The sequence below is a fragment of the Neobacillus niacini genome, from assembly GCF_048572935.1.
Classification (GTDB): domain Bacteria; phylum Bacillota; class Bacilli; order Bacillales; family Cytobacillaceae; genus Neobacillus; species Neobacillus niacini.
The window spans coordinates 2,990,664-3,004,686 of record NZ_CP183883.1; the positions used below are offsets into that span (position 1 = coordinate 2,990,664).

General features: G+C 40.8%; 14 protein-coding genes. 11 read left to right on the forward strand and 3 right to left on the reverse strand.

What is annotated here, in order from left to right:
- Positions 1–9: 9 nt before the first annotated feature.
- On the reverse strand, positions 10–756 hold the full coding sequence (locus tag ACN6MT_RS14650; RefSeq protein WP_063252986.1) for a DUF4397 domain-containing protein: 747 nt from the start codon (positions 754–756) through the stop codon (positions 10–12).
- Between the two features lie 306 nt (positions 757–1,062).
- On the opposite strand from ACN6MT_RS14650, the gene rsgA reads away from it, so the two are divergent.
- The 3 genes from rsgA (at position 1,063) to msrB (ending at position 3,228) form a co-directional block, all read left to right on the forward strand.
- Positions 1,063–2,133: a ribosome small subunit-dependent GTPase A gene (gene rsgA, locus ACN6MT_RS14655; RefSeq protein WP_419956349.1), complete on the forward strand. Its 1,071-nt coding sequence runs from the start codon at positions 1,063–1,065 to the stop codon at positions 2,131–2,133.
- A gap of 127 nt (positions 2,134–2,260) precedes the next feature.
- Positions 2,261–2,797 carry a peptide-methionine (S)-S-oxide reductase MsrA gene (gene msrA / locus ACN6MT_RS14660; protein ID WP_419956350.1) on the forward strand — a complete coding sequence of 179 codons (537 nt, stop codon included), beginning with the start codon at positions 2,261–2,263 and terminating at the stop codon, positions 2,795–2,797.
- Complete coding sequence (gene msrB / locus ACN6MT_RS14665) at positions 2,794–3,228, forward strand: peptide-methionine (R)-S-oxide reductase MsrB (protein WP_419956351.1); 435 nt, start codon at positions 2,794–2,796, stop codon at positions 3,226–3,228. Before msrA ends, msrB begins: the two co-directional genes overlap by 4 nt.
- 24 nt (positions 3,229–3,252) lie before the next feature.
- On the opposite strand, the gene ACN6MT_RS14670 is transcribed toward msrB, so the two are convergent.
- Complete coding sequence (locus ACN6MT_RS14670) at positions 3,253–3,843, reverse strand: DUF502 domain-containing protein (RefSeq protein WP_419956352.1); 591 nt, start codon at positions 3,841–3,843, stop codon at positions 3,253–3,255.
- 120 nt (positions 3,844–3,963) lie between these two features.
- Between ACN6MT_RS14670 and ACN6MT_RS14675 the strand changes: the two genes are divergently transcribed.
- The 3 genes from ACN6MT_RS14675 (at position 3,964) to ACN6MT_RS14685 (ending at position 6,913) form a co-directional block, all read left to right on the forward strand.
- Positions 3,964–4,116 (forward strand): YjcZ family sporulation protein, encoded by a 153-nt coding sequence (locus tag ACN6MT_RS14675; RefSeq protein ID WP_063252996.1) that lies wholly within the window; start codon positions 3,964–3,966, stop codon positions 4,114–4,116.
- Between the two features lie 178 nt (positions 4,117–4,294).
- Positions 4,295–5,761: an NAD(P)/FAD-dependent oxidoreductase gene (locus ACN6MT_RS14680; protein WP_419886848.1), complete on the forward strand. Its 1,467-nt coding sequence runs from the start codon at positions 4,295–4,297 to the stop codon at positions 5,759–5,761.
- Positions 5,762–5,938: 177 nt separating this feature from the next.
- Complete coding sequence (locus ACN6MT_RS14685) at positions 5,939–6,913, forward strand: S66 family peptidase (RefSeq protein ID WP_419886849.1); 975 nt, start codon at positions 5,939–5,941, stop codon at positions 6,911–6,913.
- A 24-nt stretch (positions 6,914–6,937) separates the two neighbouring features.
- Here the strand turns inward: ACN6MT_RS14685 and ACN6MT_RS14690 are convergent, their stop codons facing one another.
- Positions 6,938–8,302, reverse strand: coding sequence for a TrkH family potassium uptake protein (locus tag ACN6MT_RS14690; protein ID WP_419886850.1), 1,365 nt, complete (start codon positions 8,300–8,302; stop codon positions 6,938–6,940).
- Positions 8,303–8,531: 229 nt separating this feature from the next.
- On the opposite strand from ACN6MT_RS14690, the gene ACN6MT_RS14695 reads away from it, so the two are divergent.
- From ACN6MT_RS14695 to ACN6MT_RS14715, 5 genes are all read left to right on the forward strand, one after another.
- A complete protein-coding gene (locus tag ACN6MT_RS14695) occupies positions 8,532–9,878 on the forward strand; it encodes an aspartate aminotransferase family protein (RefSeq protein ID WP_419886851.1) in 1,347 nt (448 codons plus the stop codon).
- Positions 9,879–10,571 (forward strand): CoA transferase subunit A, encoded by a 693-nt coding sequence (locus ACN6MT_RS14700; RefSeq protein ID WP_419886852.1) that lies wholly within the window; start codon positions 9,879–9,881, stop codon positions 10,569–10,571. It abuts the gene before it with no gap.
- Entirely contained in the window at positions 10,556–11,221 is a 666-nt protein-coding gene (locus tag ACN6MT_RS14705; protein WP_419886853.1) for a 3-oxoacid CoA-transferase subunit B, read from the forward strand. Before ACN6MT_RS14700 ends, ACN6MT_RS14705 begins: the two co-directional genes overlap by 16 nt.
- Positions 11,222–11,254: 33 nt before the next feature.
- Positions 11,255–12,526: a peptidase gene (locus ACN6MT_RS14710; RefSeq protein ID WP_419886854.1), complete on the forward strand. Its 1,272-nt coding sequence runs from the start codon at positions 11,255–11,257 to the stop codon at positions 12,524–12,526.
- Positions 12,527–12,595: 69 nt separating this feature from the next.
- Positions 12,596–14,017, forward strand: coding sequence for an aldehyde dehydrogenase family protein (locus ACN6MT_RS14715; RefSeq protein WP_419886855.1), 1,422 nt, complete (start codon positions 12,596–12,598; stop codon positions 14,015–14,017).
- The last annotated feature ends 6 nt before the right edge of the window (positions 14,018–14,023 follow it).

A 14,023-nucleotide genomic window follows, 5' to 3' on the forward strand; every position in this document is an offset into this window, starting at 1 on the left:
TTTCTTTACCTAATCTTTCAGGAGTATTGCTTGAAAGGCAGGTTCTCCTTTTGTAAGACCTGCCAATACAATCGTATAGGTTTCATTTGGACGAAACTGTACTTTTGGTAATGGCAGGACCACATTTTTCGTTCCAACCTCTCTAACTTCTAAATCTACGGTCATAGGCATGATTCCTAAATATTCGGTGACCTGTTTATATGAAACGTTTGGAAAGACAACATCTCGGTCTTTAACGGCAATATCCAGGGCACCTGTATCGGATGATAGATGAAGAAAACGTATTTTCGATTCATTAGGCGGCACTTCCGGTTGATTCAGGTACGGTAGCAGGCGCATTTTTTTCACAGAGTCGATGGTTGCAAGGGTATAGGATTTACCGGGCTCAACCGTAATTCTTTTGTTGAGAACACTATCTACTGAATTTCCTGTTGGGTAAATATCAATGTGATACTTACCAGGTTTTAATGCTAAATAATTGCTTGCCACTCTGAATGGGAGGCGTTTTACTTGCATTTGACCATTAATATAAATATCCACATCGGGGGAATCAGGTGAGGTGTGAAGGAACCGGATCCTTCCTTCGGCCTGGCTCTGTTGGATGTTACGAATCGTCATTGCTTTATTCATATATTTTAAATGTTTCAGATAGTAATGCATGTGAAGGTTTGGGTTAGAGTATTTAAAATTGTGAGCCAGCAAGTCGTACATTGCAGCCCTTTGAAGATAATCAGAATGATTTCTATTTCCAGACATCCCATTTGCTCCTTTCTTACGTTCTTTACAAATTAATTTATTCAAGCATGTTTAGGTGGGTGTCTATATTTGGATTTTTTGTTTACAAATGGATAAAAGTGTCATATACTTAATTCAAATAAGTCGGAAGGCGGGTGAAGTGTAATGTTAATTGAAAATACGTTAATTGCCGTTAATTTCAATATCGTTTGCACAGCCCGCGGATTCACCATATAGGGGAATCTATACCCATTATTCCTTTGTGAATAAAACCATGGGCTGTGTGTGCCTGTGGTTTTTTATTTTACATTTTTTGGAGGAATATGGATGAATTTATACACAATTGGTTTGACTGAAAAGATAAATAATGACTTTCAAGCTTTAAAACAAAGTGATGAGATGATTATCGGCCGGGTGGCCTTGGAACATAAGCATATGTATCGTGTATGGACGGAGCATGGAGATTTGCTTTGCGAGGTTTCTGGTAAATTTAACTTTGAAGCGTCAAGTCGTGAGGATTACCCAGCTGTAGGTGATTGGGTCATGCTCAAGCCGCGTGTGGTTGAAGGAAAAGGAACCATTTATTTAGTAATGCCACGCTTTAGTAAATTTTCCCGTAAGTCGGCTGGAAGAACAGCTGAAGAACAAATTGTTGCTGCAAACGTCGATACTGTTTTTCTTGTAAACTCACTAAATGACGACCTTAACTTAAGAAGAATTGAACGTTATCTACTGTTGACATGGGAAAGTGGCGCTAACCCTGTTATTGTCTTAAGTAAGGCAGATTTATGTAAAAATACTGAGGAAAAGCTTGCTGAAGTGGAAGCAATCGCATTTGGTGGAGTACCGGTTATCGCCATTAGTGCAGAGTTGAAGAGTGGAATCGAAAAACTTGGGCCTTATTTACAACCTGGAAAAACCATTGCATTATTGGGGTCATCGGGGGTAGGGAAGTCAACGTTAACGAATTTGTTAGTAGGCGACCAAAAGCAAGCGGTTAAGGAGATTCGTGAAGGTGATGACAAAGGACGTCATACGACCACCCACCGTGAACTGATCCAGCTTCCTAATGGCAGCATATTGATTGACACACCAGGAATGCGAGAATTGCAGCTTTGGGAAAGTTCCGATGGTTTAGTAGAAACGTTTTCAGATATTGACGAATTGGGCGAAATGTGCAAATTCCGTGATTGCAGGCACCAGGATGAACCCGGGTGTGCTGTTTTGGAGGCGATTGAGGAAGGTACAATAGCTGCAGACCGCTTATCCAGCTACAACAAGCTCCAAAAAGAACTCGCCTATATCGAAAGAAAAGCCGATAAACGTGCGCAAACCGAAGAACAGAAGAAATGGAAAAATATTACCAAACAAGCGAGACAAAAAAAGAAAATTAAATAGGGTAATACAGCCGAACCCGGGGACGTGGTTTGGCTTTTTGTACCGTTTTGGTCAACAAATTGTATTTCTTCATAAACATTCGGTATACTCATAGTCATAGCAAAATAAATTTAAAGGGGTGGGAATTATGGGGGAAACGAAACAACTGGCAACATTTGCTGGCGGCTGTTTTTGGTGTATGGTGAAGCCATTTGATGAGCAGCCGGGCATTATTAGTGTCATCTCTGGATATACTGGCGGTCATGTTGAAAACCCTACATATGAGCAGGTTTGTACGGAGTCAACAGGTCATTATGAGGCTGTTCAAATTACCTTTAATCCAGAAATATTTCCATATGAAAAACTGCTTGAACTATTTTGGCAGCAAATAGATCCAACCGATTCAGGTGGTCAATTTTACGACCGCGGTCAGTCTTATCAAACAGCGATTTTCTATCATGATGAAAAACAAAAAGAGCTTGCAGAACAATCTAAACAGGCTTTGCAGGAGAGCGGCCGTTTCACTAAATCGATCGTAACGCCGATTTTACCGGCGAAAACCTTCTATCGAGCGGAAGAATACCATCAGCATTACTATAAGAAAAATAAAGCACATTATGAAGGATACCACGTAGGCTCAGGGAGAGCGGGTTTTATTAAGGCACATTGGGGGGAAAAAGAATGAAAAACAAGGAACAACTGAAAAAAGAATTATCACCAATGCAATATGAGGTTACCCAAAATAACGGAACAGAGCCTCCATTTCGTAACGAGTATTGGAATGAAACGAGGGAAGGTATTTACGTAGATATTGTCTCAGAAAAGCCATTATTTAGCTCTCTTGATAAATACGACGCGGGCTGCGGCTGGCCAAGTTTTACAAAGCCGATTGTAGAGGAAGAAGTAATTGAAAAGGAAGATTATAGCCATTTTATGGTGCGGACAGAAGTAAGAAGTAAAACCGGTGACTCTCATTTAGGCCATGTTTTCGATGATGGTCCTGGTCCAAATGGTCTTCGGTATTGCATTAATTCAGCAGCCTTACGCTTTATTCCGAAAGAAAAGCTAGAAGAACAAGGCTACGGAGCCTATAAGAAACTGTTTGACGAAAATTAAAAAGCCGCCACTGCGCGGCTTTTCCTAATTTCCTTTTGCTTTTGAAGTGGAGGTCATTCCACCAGAAAGGATAAATTTCATCGCGTCTTCGGGTTTAACGTCAATGATTTCTACCTGTTCCTTCGGGATTAAAAAGGTAAACCCGGCCACTTGAAATGTTTGCGGAACGTAAACCGCCACATACTCCTTAAACGGGCTATAGAAATCCTCCAACTGTTCGGAGGTAATAAACCCCATACTCCTCATCTCAGTTCCTGGAATGACGACAAGCGCCACCTTTGAAAAGGACTTTTTCTCACCTAAAAAGGATTGAACAGTATCTTTTATGACAGAGTAAATCGTTTTTACAACAGGAATTTTTTCCAGCCACTTATCAATCAGTCTTATAATGCTGCCAGTTATAAATTTTGTAGATAACCAGCCTAGAAGAGTAATTAATACAATCGTGGTTAGCAAACCAATACCAGGAATATAATCCTCCTGAAGATAAGGCCTTAATGTATTTCCAAGCAGTCCATCGAGAAACAGAAACGTTTTGTAAATAACAAAGATTACAAGAATAATGGGAACAATGGTTAAAATACCGTTAACGAAGTTCTTCAATAGCGTTTTCAAATTTATCACCTACATTTTCTTCATTGATTCTCATAATATAGGCGAATGCACAGACAGGTCAAGTACCTATTACATAAATTAAGAGTGTTAACAGATAAAAACCTTAAGGAGTGAATAGGTATGCATTATGGTTATGGTGGTTTTGGTGGAGATTGCTGTGGATATGGTTATGCAGCACCAGCAGTAGGTGGCTGCGGTTGGGGTTATGGAACTTTCGTTTTAATCGTAGTGTTGTTTATTTTATTAATTATCATCGGCGCTAGCTATTGTTAATCCTAAAATGACTCAGGTAAAGTCCTGAGTCTTTTTTTTTGTTATTTTCTAAAAAGGAGCAAAACACGAACGATAATTAATTGATTTTATAAATAGTTCGTTTTTAATGTTGACGGAAAGCGATATCTTTGATATATTTACCAATGGTTAAGTAAATACGTCTTGGAGGTTTTGGACAATGGAAAATAGATATGATGTTATAGTAGTGGGTGCTGGCCCAGCGGGGATTTTTACCTGCTATGAACTTACACTAAAAATGCCGAACGCAAAGGTGCTATTAGTAGATAAGGGGCATGATATTTACAGGAGAAATTGTCCAATTTTAGATAATAAAATTGAAAAATGTCCTCCAGCTGCAGGCAGGAAAGAGTATGCAGGGTGTTTGCCTGCTTGTTCTATCACTGCTGGTTTCGGTGGTGCAGGTGCATACTCAGATGGAAAGTTTAATATCACAAGTGAATTTGGCGGCTGGATGACCGATTACCTTTCAGATTCTCAAGTTATAGATTTGATTAAATATGTTGATGAGATTAACTTAAAACACGGTGCTACAGAAAGCATTACCGATCCGCTTACTGATAAAGTAAAGGATATCGAGCGCCGCGGCTTTGCAGCTGGCCTAAAATTGTTGCGTGCTCAGGTTCGCCACCTTGGAACAGAGCAAAACTTAGAAATTATGAAAAGTATCTTCGAATACTTAAATGATAAAATTGAAATGTCATTTAAAACAGAAGTACAGGATTTGATTACTGAAAAAACACCTGATGGCTACGTGATAAAAGGAATTAAGCTAAAAGGAGATAGGGACCTATTCGCCGATAAGGTGGTAATTACACCTGGACGGGATGGTTCAAAATGGCTGACTGAAATCTTAAAGTCACGCCGCCTGAAGATGACTAGTAATCAAGTAGATATCGGTGTTCGGGTAGAAACATCTGACATCGTTATGCAGGAAATTAACGAGCATTTATATGAAGGTAAATTTGTCTTCAATACTTCTGTTGGAACAAGAGTGCGCACGTTCTGCAGCAATCCATCCGGCCATGTGGTTGTGGAGAATCACTCAGGAATCATGCTGGCAAATGGTCATGCCTACAAGGATCCGAAGCTAGGCAGCCCTAACACGAACTTCGCATTGCTAGTATCTCATACATTTTCAGAGCCATTTGATAAGCCGACTGAATATGCGCACGAAGTATCACGTCTTGCGAACGCTCTTTCAAATGGCGGCTTAATCGTTCAAAAGTATGGAGATATTTTAAAAGGACGCCGCTCAACTGAAAAAAGAATTAAAGAAGGATTCATCGAGCCGACACTTAAAGAGGCGGTTCCAGGGGACCTTGGTTTGGTTCTTCCATATAATACACTCAAGAGTTTAATTGAAATGACAGAAGCATTGAATCAAGTATCGCCAGGGTTGGCTTCCGAACATACATTGTTCTATGGTGTAGAAGCGAAGTTCTACTCTGCTCGACCAAAACTCAATGACCGATTTGAATCAGAAATCAGCGGTTTGTATGTCGGCGGTGACGGAGCTGGAATTACCCGCGGTCTTGCCCAAGCAAGCGCATGCGGTGTCTGGATCGCAAGAGACATCATCAAAAAAGCAACAACCGAACGAAATCAGGAAGTCGTTATAGCCTAAACCCGCTAAATTTTGCGGGTTTCTTTTTGGGTTTGGAGGTGTTTTTCAGCGTTAAATTGGATATATCGGCGTTGGTCTAAATTTATCTGCGTTAAATGAATATATCGGCGTAACCTAGGTTTTCTGCAAACCAGCACTTTCTGTTAAACTGAACTAAAAAAGGAGGATACATATATTATGCTGCCAAACCGATTATCTCCTGGGGATGAAATTAGGGTGATTGCGCCATCTACGAGTATGGCCGTCATTAAAGGGAAGCAAGTAGAACTAGCAACACAGCGATTAAACCAGCTAGGCTTTACCGTCACGTTTGGAAAACATGTCGAGGACCACGATGAATTTTTTACGACTTCAATTGAACAAAGGGTTGATGATTTGCATGACGCCTTTCGCGACCCAAATGTTAAAGGGATTTTAACAGCACTTGGGGGCTATCATACTAATCAGCTGCTAAACTACATAGATTACGATTTAATTCAATCCAACCCTAAAGTATTTTGCGGCTATAGTGACATTACCGCATTAAGTGCCGCCATTTATCAAAAAACAGGTTTAATCACGTATTCGGGACCATTTTTTTCAACGTTTGGTGTGAAATATGGCTTAGATTATACGCTTCAATCCTTTTTAGAAGCTGTCACGAATGATGCACCATATGAGGTGAATCCTTCATCTGCTTGGAGTGATGATAAGTGGTATTTAGATCAGGAGGAACGTACCTTCATAGATCAGGAAAACTACTTGGTCATACATGAAGGTGAAGCAGAGGGAAAACTGATTGGTGGGAACTTAAGTACGCTGCACCTTTTGCAGGGGACGGAATACATGCCATCATTAAAGGATTGTATTCTTTTTATTGAGGAGGATAACGAAGCACATATTCAATCTTTTGACCGTGTGCTTCAATCATTGCTTCAGCTGCCTGATGCAGCAAGTATAAGAGGTATTCTTATTGGCAGGTTTCAGAAGGATTCAAACGTAACGGAAGCGGCAATCAAACGAGTCATCGAAACAAAAAAGGAATTAAAAGATATCCCGGTGATCGCAAATGTCAATTTCGGACATGTTCAGCCCATTGTGACTATTCCAATGGGAGCCAATGCGGTGATTTCTGGTAGAGGAACAACCACTACAATTACCATTAATTCATAAGAAAAAGGGGGACCAAATCCCCCTTTAACCAATCGTCACTTTTTCTTTTGGATAATGTATTTTCTCCTGGCTATTATCTTTGCCTCTTAAAATCAACAAGCATGTTACAATCCCCAATCTACCGATAAACATCAAAAAGATAATGAGGATTTTCCCGAATGTCGTAAGAATCGGTGTTAAGCCCATTGATAATCCATTCGTACCAAACGCAGATGTTACTTCAAATACGACTTGAATCAAGGTTCCTTTTTCCGTAACTGATAAAATTAAAATCGAGACCAAACAGAGAGTGGCGGCAGTTGATATTACGATAAAGGATTTAATTACATCCTCCGTATGCAGTTCTCTTCTAAACACTTTAATTGACCCTTTTCCTCTTGCATAAAAGAAAATCGCCAGTAAAACAATTGCAAACGTCGTGGTCCGAATCCCGCCGCTGGCACTGCTTGGTGAACCTCCAATGAACATTAAAACCGACATGAAAAGCTGATTGCTCGGTGTAAATTCATTCAAATCCATCGTTGCCAGCCCCGCACTTTTGGTGGTAGCGGAATTAAATAAGGTATAGAAGAACGTTTCGTGCCAAGATTTATCGACGAAAAAATGGTAGCTATCAAGTAAATAAATCATAATGCTGCCTACAATGGTTAAGATGACAAATGTTGCGGTAGTTAATTTCGTAAATAAAGTGAAATGATATCTTTTTTTACTCTTCAAACTTAAAAGGAATTCGTAAACCTCTACAATAACCGGAAAACCTATGGCTCCGATAATCATCAATAAAATAATTACCGTTTGAACAAAGTAATCATTACTAAAGGGGATTAATGAGCCGCCGGTAATATCAAATCCAGCATTCGTCGTGGCGCTGATGGAGCCAAAAAATCCATGTTTAAATGCAGATAAAGGGCTGTCAAAATATTTTAAGAAACGTATTCCTAAGATAATACCACCAACTATTTCAAATGAGATAATGATGATAAAAATCCGTTTTGCAAGCTGCACCAAACCAGATAAGTTGGATTGATTTTGGTCAACCATAATCAGCTGGCGTTCCTTTAATCCCACTTTTTTCCCAATCATAACCCAGAGAAAGGTACTCAGCGACATCACACCTAATCCGCCTATTTGGAGAATTATACACAATAGAAAAATACCAAAATTATTAAATGTATCTTTTATAGAGATAACACTTAGGCCAGTTACACTAACAGCACTTGCGGATGTAAATAGCGCGTCAATTATACTAAGGGACGCATTTTCACGATGTGCCCATGGTATTAACAAAAGCAATGTAGAAATAACTAAAGCAGATAAGTAAAAAACTACGATCAATTGAATCGTTGATAATTCTCTTTTTTTAGATAAGGGTTTACTCGATTTATTCATTTAATCCATCCTTATGTAAATCTAAGTGTTATTCTATATGAACTATCCTAAAATGTAAAAGATAGTTTTCTATGATTAAGATTTATGACATTTTTCTAGATGCTAGAGTTATGAGGACAAATGGTTTCTGCGGACTAGAATAATTATAAAGCTCCCTTTTAAGATAAATAAGATGAAAGTATTAAAATACTCGCTCATACAATGAACTAAAAGGGGAAGTGGTGTCAGGTTGGAACGTACGTATCTTATAAAACCATCACTGGATGATACCTTGCCAATGATTGACTACGGCAAAGGGGTATATTTGTATGATCGGGAAGGAAAAAAATATCTTGATGGTGCCTCAGGTGCTGTCACGGCGAATATTGGCCATGGAGTATCCGAAATCCTTGAAGCAATGGCAGAACAAGCAAAGAAAATTTCGTTTGTTTACCGCTCACAATTTACAAGTGAAGCAGCTGAAAAGCTTGCTGAAAAAATTTCAGCAATTACACCTGGAGACCTAAATTGGTGCTTCTTTGTTAATAGCGGGTCTGAAGCAGTCGAAACTGCGATGAAAATGGCGATTCAATATTGGCAGGAAAAAGGCATACAAACAAAAACGAAGGTGTTATCAAGGTGGGTCAGCTATCATGGAATAACTTTAGGTGCACTTTCTTTGTCTGGGCACACAGGAAGAAGAGCGCGATTTGTTCCATTGCTCGAGGATTTTCCAGTAATCAATCCCCCATACTGCTACCGCTGCCCCTACAGCCTAGAGGCACCTTCCTGCGGATTCCTTTGTGCACAGGAGCTTGAACATGCAATCAAACGTATTGGTGCGCAGCATATTGCCGCTTTTATTGCAGAACCTGTAATCGGAGCGGCCGGGGGTGCCATTGCAGCTCCGAAGGATTATTTTAAGGTTATCAAAAAAATCTGTGATGATAATGACATCCTTTTTATTGCTGACGAGGTTATGACTGGTTTTGGACGAACAGGATCAATGCTGGCAATGGACCAATATGAAGTAATACCAGATATTGTAGCATTAGGTAAAGGGATGGGTGCAGGCTATGCTCCAATAGCGGCAGCACTTGCAAGTGAGAAGGTAATTGAGCCCATTTTGGCGGGCACAAAAGTAGTTATGAGCGGACATACCTTAAGTGCAAATCCACAATCCTGTGCGGTTTCTCTCGCCGTACTAGAATATTTAGACAGAAACAAGATTGTCAGTGAGGTAGAATCCAAGGGAGATTACCTAATAAAACTGCTGCACCCATTAAAAAATAAATATTCCTTTATCGGTGATATAAGAGGGAAAGGCTTATTGATTGGAATTGAGTTTGTCGAGGATACAGCTAATAAAACCCCTTTTTCTCGAAATGCAGGGGTTACTCCAACCATGATTGCTCTCGCAAAAGAAAAAGGGCTGCTCGTTTATCCTGCGGGCGCCGGTATTGATGGAGTAAATGGTGACTCCATTATTGTTTCGCCGCCATTAACCATCACGAAAAGTGAAATAGAAGTATTGGTTCAACTGTTAGAAGAAACATTTGAAGCTTTTTTAAAGCAAATGAAGTCGGGTGGTGTTTAGATGGAGAATCCATTTGGGAAAGTTACAACCTTAGAAAAGGTTTTGGAAGTCTTCTATAACGGAATGACGTTAATGTTTGGGGGATTTGGCGGTGTCGGATCCCCGCCGACACTCATTGATGGAATTCTTGAAAAAGGAATACGGGACATCACATTAATCGGAAATGATACTGGATTTCCACATATCGGTATTGGAAAATTAGTCAGTCAGGGAAGGGCAATAAAGGTGATTGCATCACATATTGGTTCGAATCCGATTGCCGGTAAACTCATGCACGAAGGAAGGCTTGAGGTGGAATTTTCACCGCAAGGCATATTAGCAGAAAGGATTCGTGCTGGGGGAGTGGGTCTCCCAGCGATTCTAACTGATATTGGAATGGACAATGAACTCGTATCAAGAAATAAGCCCCATTTTCTCCTCAACGGGAAGGACTACTTAATTGAAACAGCTTTAACCGCAGAAGTTTCAATCGTTTATGCCAAAAAAGCAGACCCCTACGGAAATTTAATTTACGACAAAAGTGCTCGAAATACGAATCCACTTGTGGCGATGGCAGGAGATATTACCATTGCAGAGGTAGAGGAAATCGTTCCGCTCGGAAGCCTTGACCCTGATGAGATTATTACTCCTGGTGTGTTCGTTGACCATATTTTTCCTTCGAAGGGAGTGAACTGGAAATGGGCTTGGGAGTAGATTTTCGCAATACGATTGCAAAAAGAGCAGCAGAAGAAATCCACAATGGAATGGTGGTAAACCTAGGTATTGGAATTCCCTCCTTAGTTCCCAACCATTTACCGAAGAAAATGATGGTCATGTTCCATGCTGAAAATGGGATTACAGGAATGGGACCAAGCCCAGAAAAAGGGATGGAAGATGAGAATTTATGTAATGCGGGCGGCTATCCCGTTACCTTGAATCCAGGTGGTTCTTACTGTGATAGCGCTGTGGCATTTGGGATGATACGACGAGGGCGGGTGGATATTACCATCTTGGGTTCCCTTCAAGTCAGCGCACAGGGGGACTTGGCAAACTGGATTGTTCCAGGAAAGAAAGTCCCTGGAATGGGCGGTGCGATGGAACTTGCCCAAAAGGCAAGAAAAGTAATTGTATTAATGAATCATTGTGATAAAGCAGGAAATCCAAAAATTGTCACGTCTTGCACGTTACCGCTAACCTCTGCTGCATGTGTGGATATGATCATAACAGAATTGGCGGTATTCAAGGTAACTCCTGAAGGGTTATTGTTAACAGAATTGTTCGCGCCATACGATTTACAGGTAGTCGTTAATAAGACTGAATGTGATTTTACGGTAAGTGATGCGATTCGGAAAATAGCCTATTAATCTCACCATTCTTCTTAGGAAGGAGTGAAAGTATTGAATAATCATGAAGAATTAATTAAGCAATGGCTGAGGGACAATCGCGCTAGAGGAACCCGGTTTTTACAAATCCTAGTCCAAGAGAATAGTACAAGAGGAAATGAAAGCAGTGCACAGGCGGTCATCATTGAAAAATGCCGGCAGTTAGGGTTGAATCTTGATATTTGGGAAATTGACCGGGATGAGTTAAAGGAGCATGAGGCATTCTGCTGTGACCGTCAAAGCTTTGAAGGAAATCCGAATGTCGTTGCTGTATTAAAAGGAACGGGAGGCGGGAAATCAATCATCCTAAATGGTCATATCGATGTGGTACCAGTCGGAGATGAGAAGAACTGGGAACATGATCCATTTAGCGGGCATATTGAGTGCGGTAAACTCTATGGCCGCGGAAGCACAGATATGAAGGGCGGGACCGCAGCGCTTATTATGGCAATCGAAGCAATTATTGCTACGGGCATCAAGCTTAAAGGGGATATTATTTTTCAAAGTGTGATAGAAGAAGAAAGCGGAGGTGCTGGTACGCTTGCTGCCGTCCTAAGGGGCTATCAGGCCGACGGGGCAATTATACCGGAACCAACGGGTATGAAGATTTTTCCGAAACAGCAGGGTTCGATGTGGTTTAGGATTACCGTAAAAGGCAGGGCAGCACATGGGGGAACGAGATATGAAGGTATTAGCGCCATCGAAAAGGCAGTACTAGTGATACAAAAACTGCAGCAATTAGAAAAGAATCGTAATATTAAAATCACGGATCCGCTATTTAACAGCATTCCAATCCCAATCCCGATTAACATTGGAAAAATAAATAGCGGCGAGTGGCCGTCATCTGTTCCTGATTTGGCTGTTATTGAAGGAAGAATGGGCGTATCCCCTGAAGAGACCATTTCGGCAGCTCAAGGGGAAATGGTCGCTGTATTGGCTGAGCTTAATGAACTAGATAAATGGTTCCAAGAGAATCCACTTGAAATTGAGTGGTTTGGAGGAAGATGGCTTCCTGGAAATCTTGATGTCAATCATCCATTAATGAAGACACTATCTGAGAGTTTTGTAGAAATTAAGGGTAAAGAGCCAGTCATTGAAGCAAGCCCTTGGGGGACAGATGGTGGAATTCTCTCAAATGTGGGAAATACACCTGTGGTTGTCTTTGGTCCGGGAATTACTGCCACGGCACATGACGCCAATGAGCACATACATTTGGAGGATATGTTTGCAGCAAGTAAAATTATTGCTCTAACGCTATTAAAGTGGTGTGAAGTGAGTGAGGTATAGAAAATCCCTTCAACCTAGTAAATTTGATACAATAGTAAAAAATGAATCTTTTCATTTGGAGGGATTAAGATGAAGAAAGATTTATGGATAGGCGGCGAATATAGAAGTACTTCTTCCTATATGGAGCTGAAAGGTCCATATAACTTAGAGAGTCTTGCACAGGTAGGTATTGCCAGTCCGAATGATGTTCACGCTGCAGTCGATGCGGCCCAAAACGCCAAAAGAAGTATGGCAGAACTGCCTGCTTATGTGCGGGCTGAGATATTAGAAAAAGTAGTACAATTTCTTAAAGATGATCGTGAAGAATGTGCAAGAATCATAGCAAAGGAGGCAGCGAAGCCACTAAAAGCCGCGAGGACAGAAGTAGACCGAACGATTATGACTTACACCTTTGCAGCTCATGAAGCGAGGAAAATACATGGGGAAACCGTGCCAATGGATGCCGCTCCTGGCGGGCAGGGTAGGCTCGCTTTTACCGTTCGGGAACCACTTGGTGTCATAGCTGCCATCACGCCGTTCAATTTTCCTATGAATCTAGTTGCACATAAAGTGGGCCCAGCCATCGCTAGTGGAAATAGCGTTATTCTAAAGCCAGCAAGTCAAACTCCATTATCTGCCTATAAGATAGCTGAATACTTTCATCGTGCAGGTCTGCCCGCTGGGGCCTTGAATGTCATCACCGGAAGCGGACGCAGCATCGGTGATATCTTAATGAAAGATGAACGTATAAAAATGATTACTTTTACAGGAAGCCCTGAAGTGGGGACCTATATCCGTGAAAACTCAGGATTAAAGCGGGTAACACTGGAATTAGGATCAAATTCGGCATTAATTGTGGATGAAGGGGTTCAATTACAACAAGTGATACCTAGAATTGTGAATGGTGCCTTTGCTTATCAGGGGCAGGTTTGTATCTCGATTCAAAGGATATTTGTTCATGAAAATATCTTTGAGACTTTTGTGGAGCAGTTCGTAAATGAGACACAAAAGTTAAAGGCTGGAAATCCATTAGAGGAAGATACGGATATTTCAGCCATGATAACTCGTTTTGATGTGCTGCGAACACAAAGCTGGGTGGATGAAGCTGTCAAGAATGGTGCTGAATTGAAGTTGGGCGGCAGAGCAGAGGAAGGGATTTTCCAACCAACGGTTCTGATCAATGTTCCGTCTACGGAAAAAGTAAGTTGTGAAGAGGTATTTGCACCTGTCGTTCATATCAATACTTTCAATGAATTTAGTAAAGCAATCCATTTAGTGAATGACTCAAAGTATGGGCTTCAAGCGGGAATCTTTACAAATGACATCCATAAAGCACTCCAGGCAGCAAAAAAACTTGAAGTTGGCGGTGTTATGATTAATGAAATTCCTACGTTCCGAGTAGACCAAATGCCGTATGGCGGAGTTAAAATGAGCGGAATGGGCAGAGAAGGCATTAAATATGCAGTGGAAGAGATGACTGAATTAAAGCTTATCAGCTTTAAAACAGAGTAGAGAAAA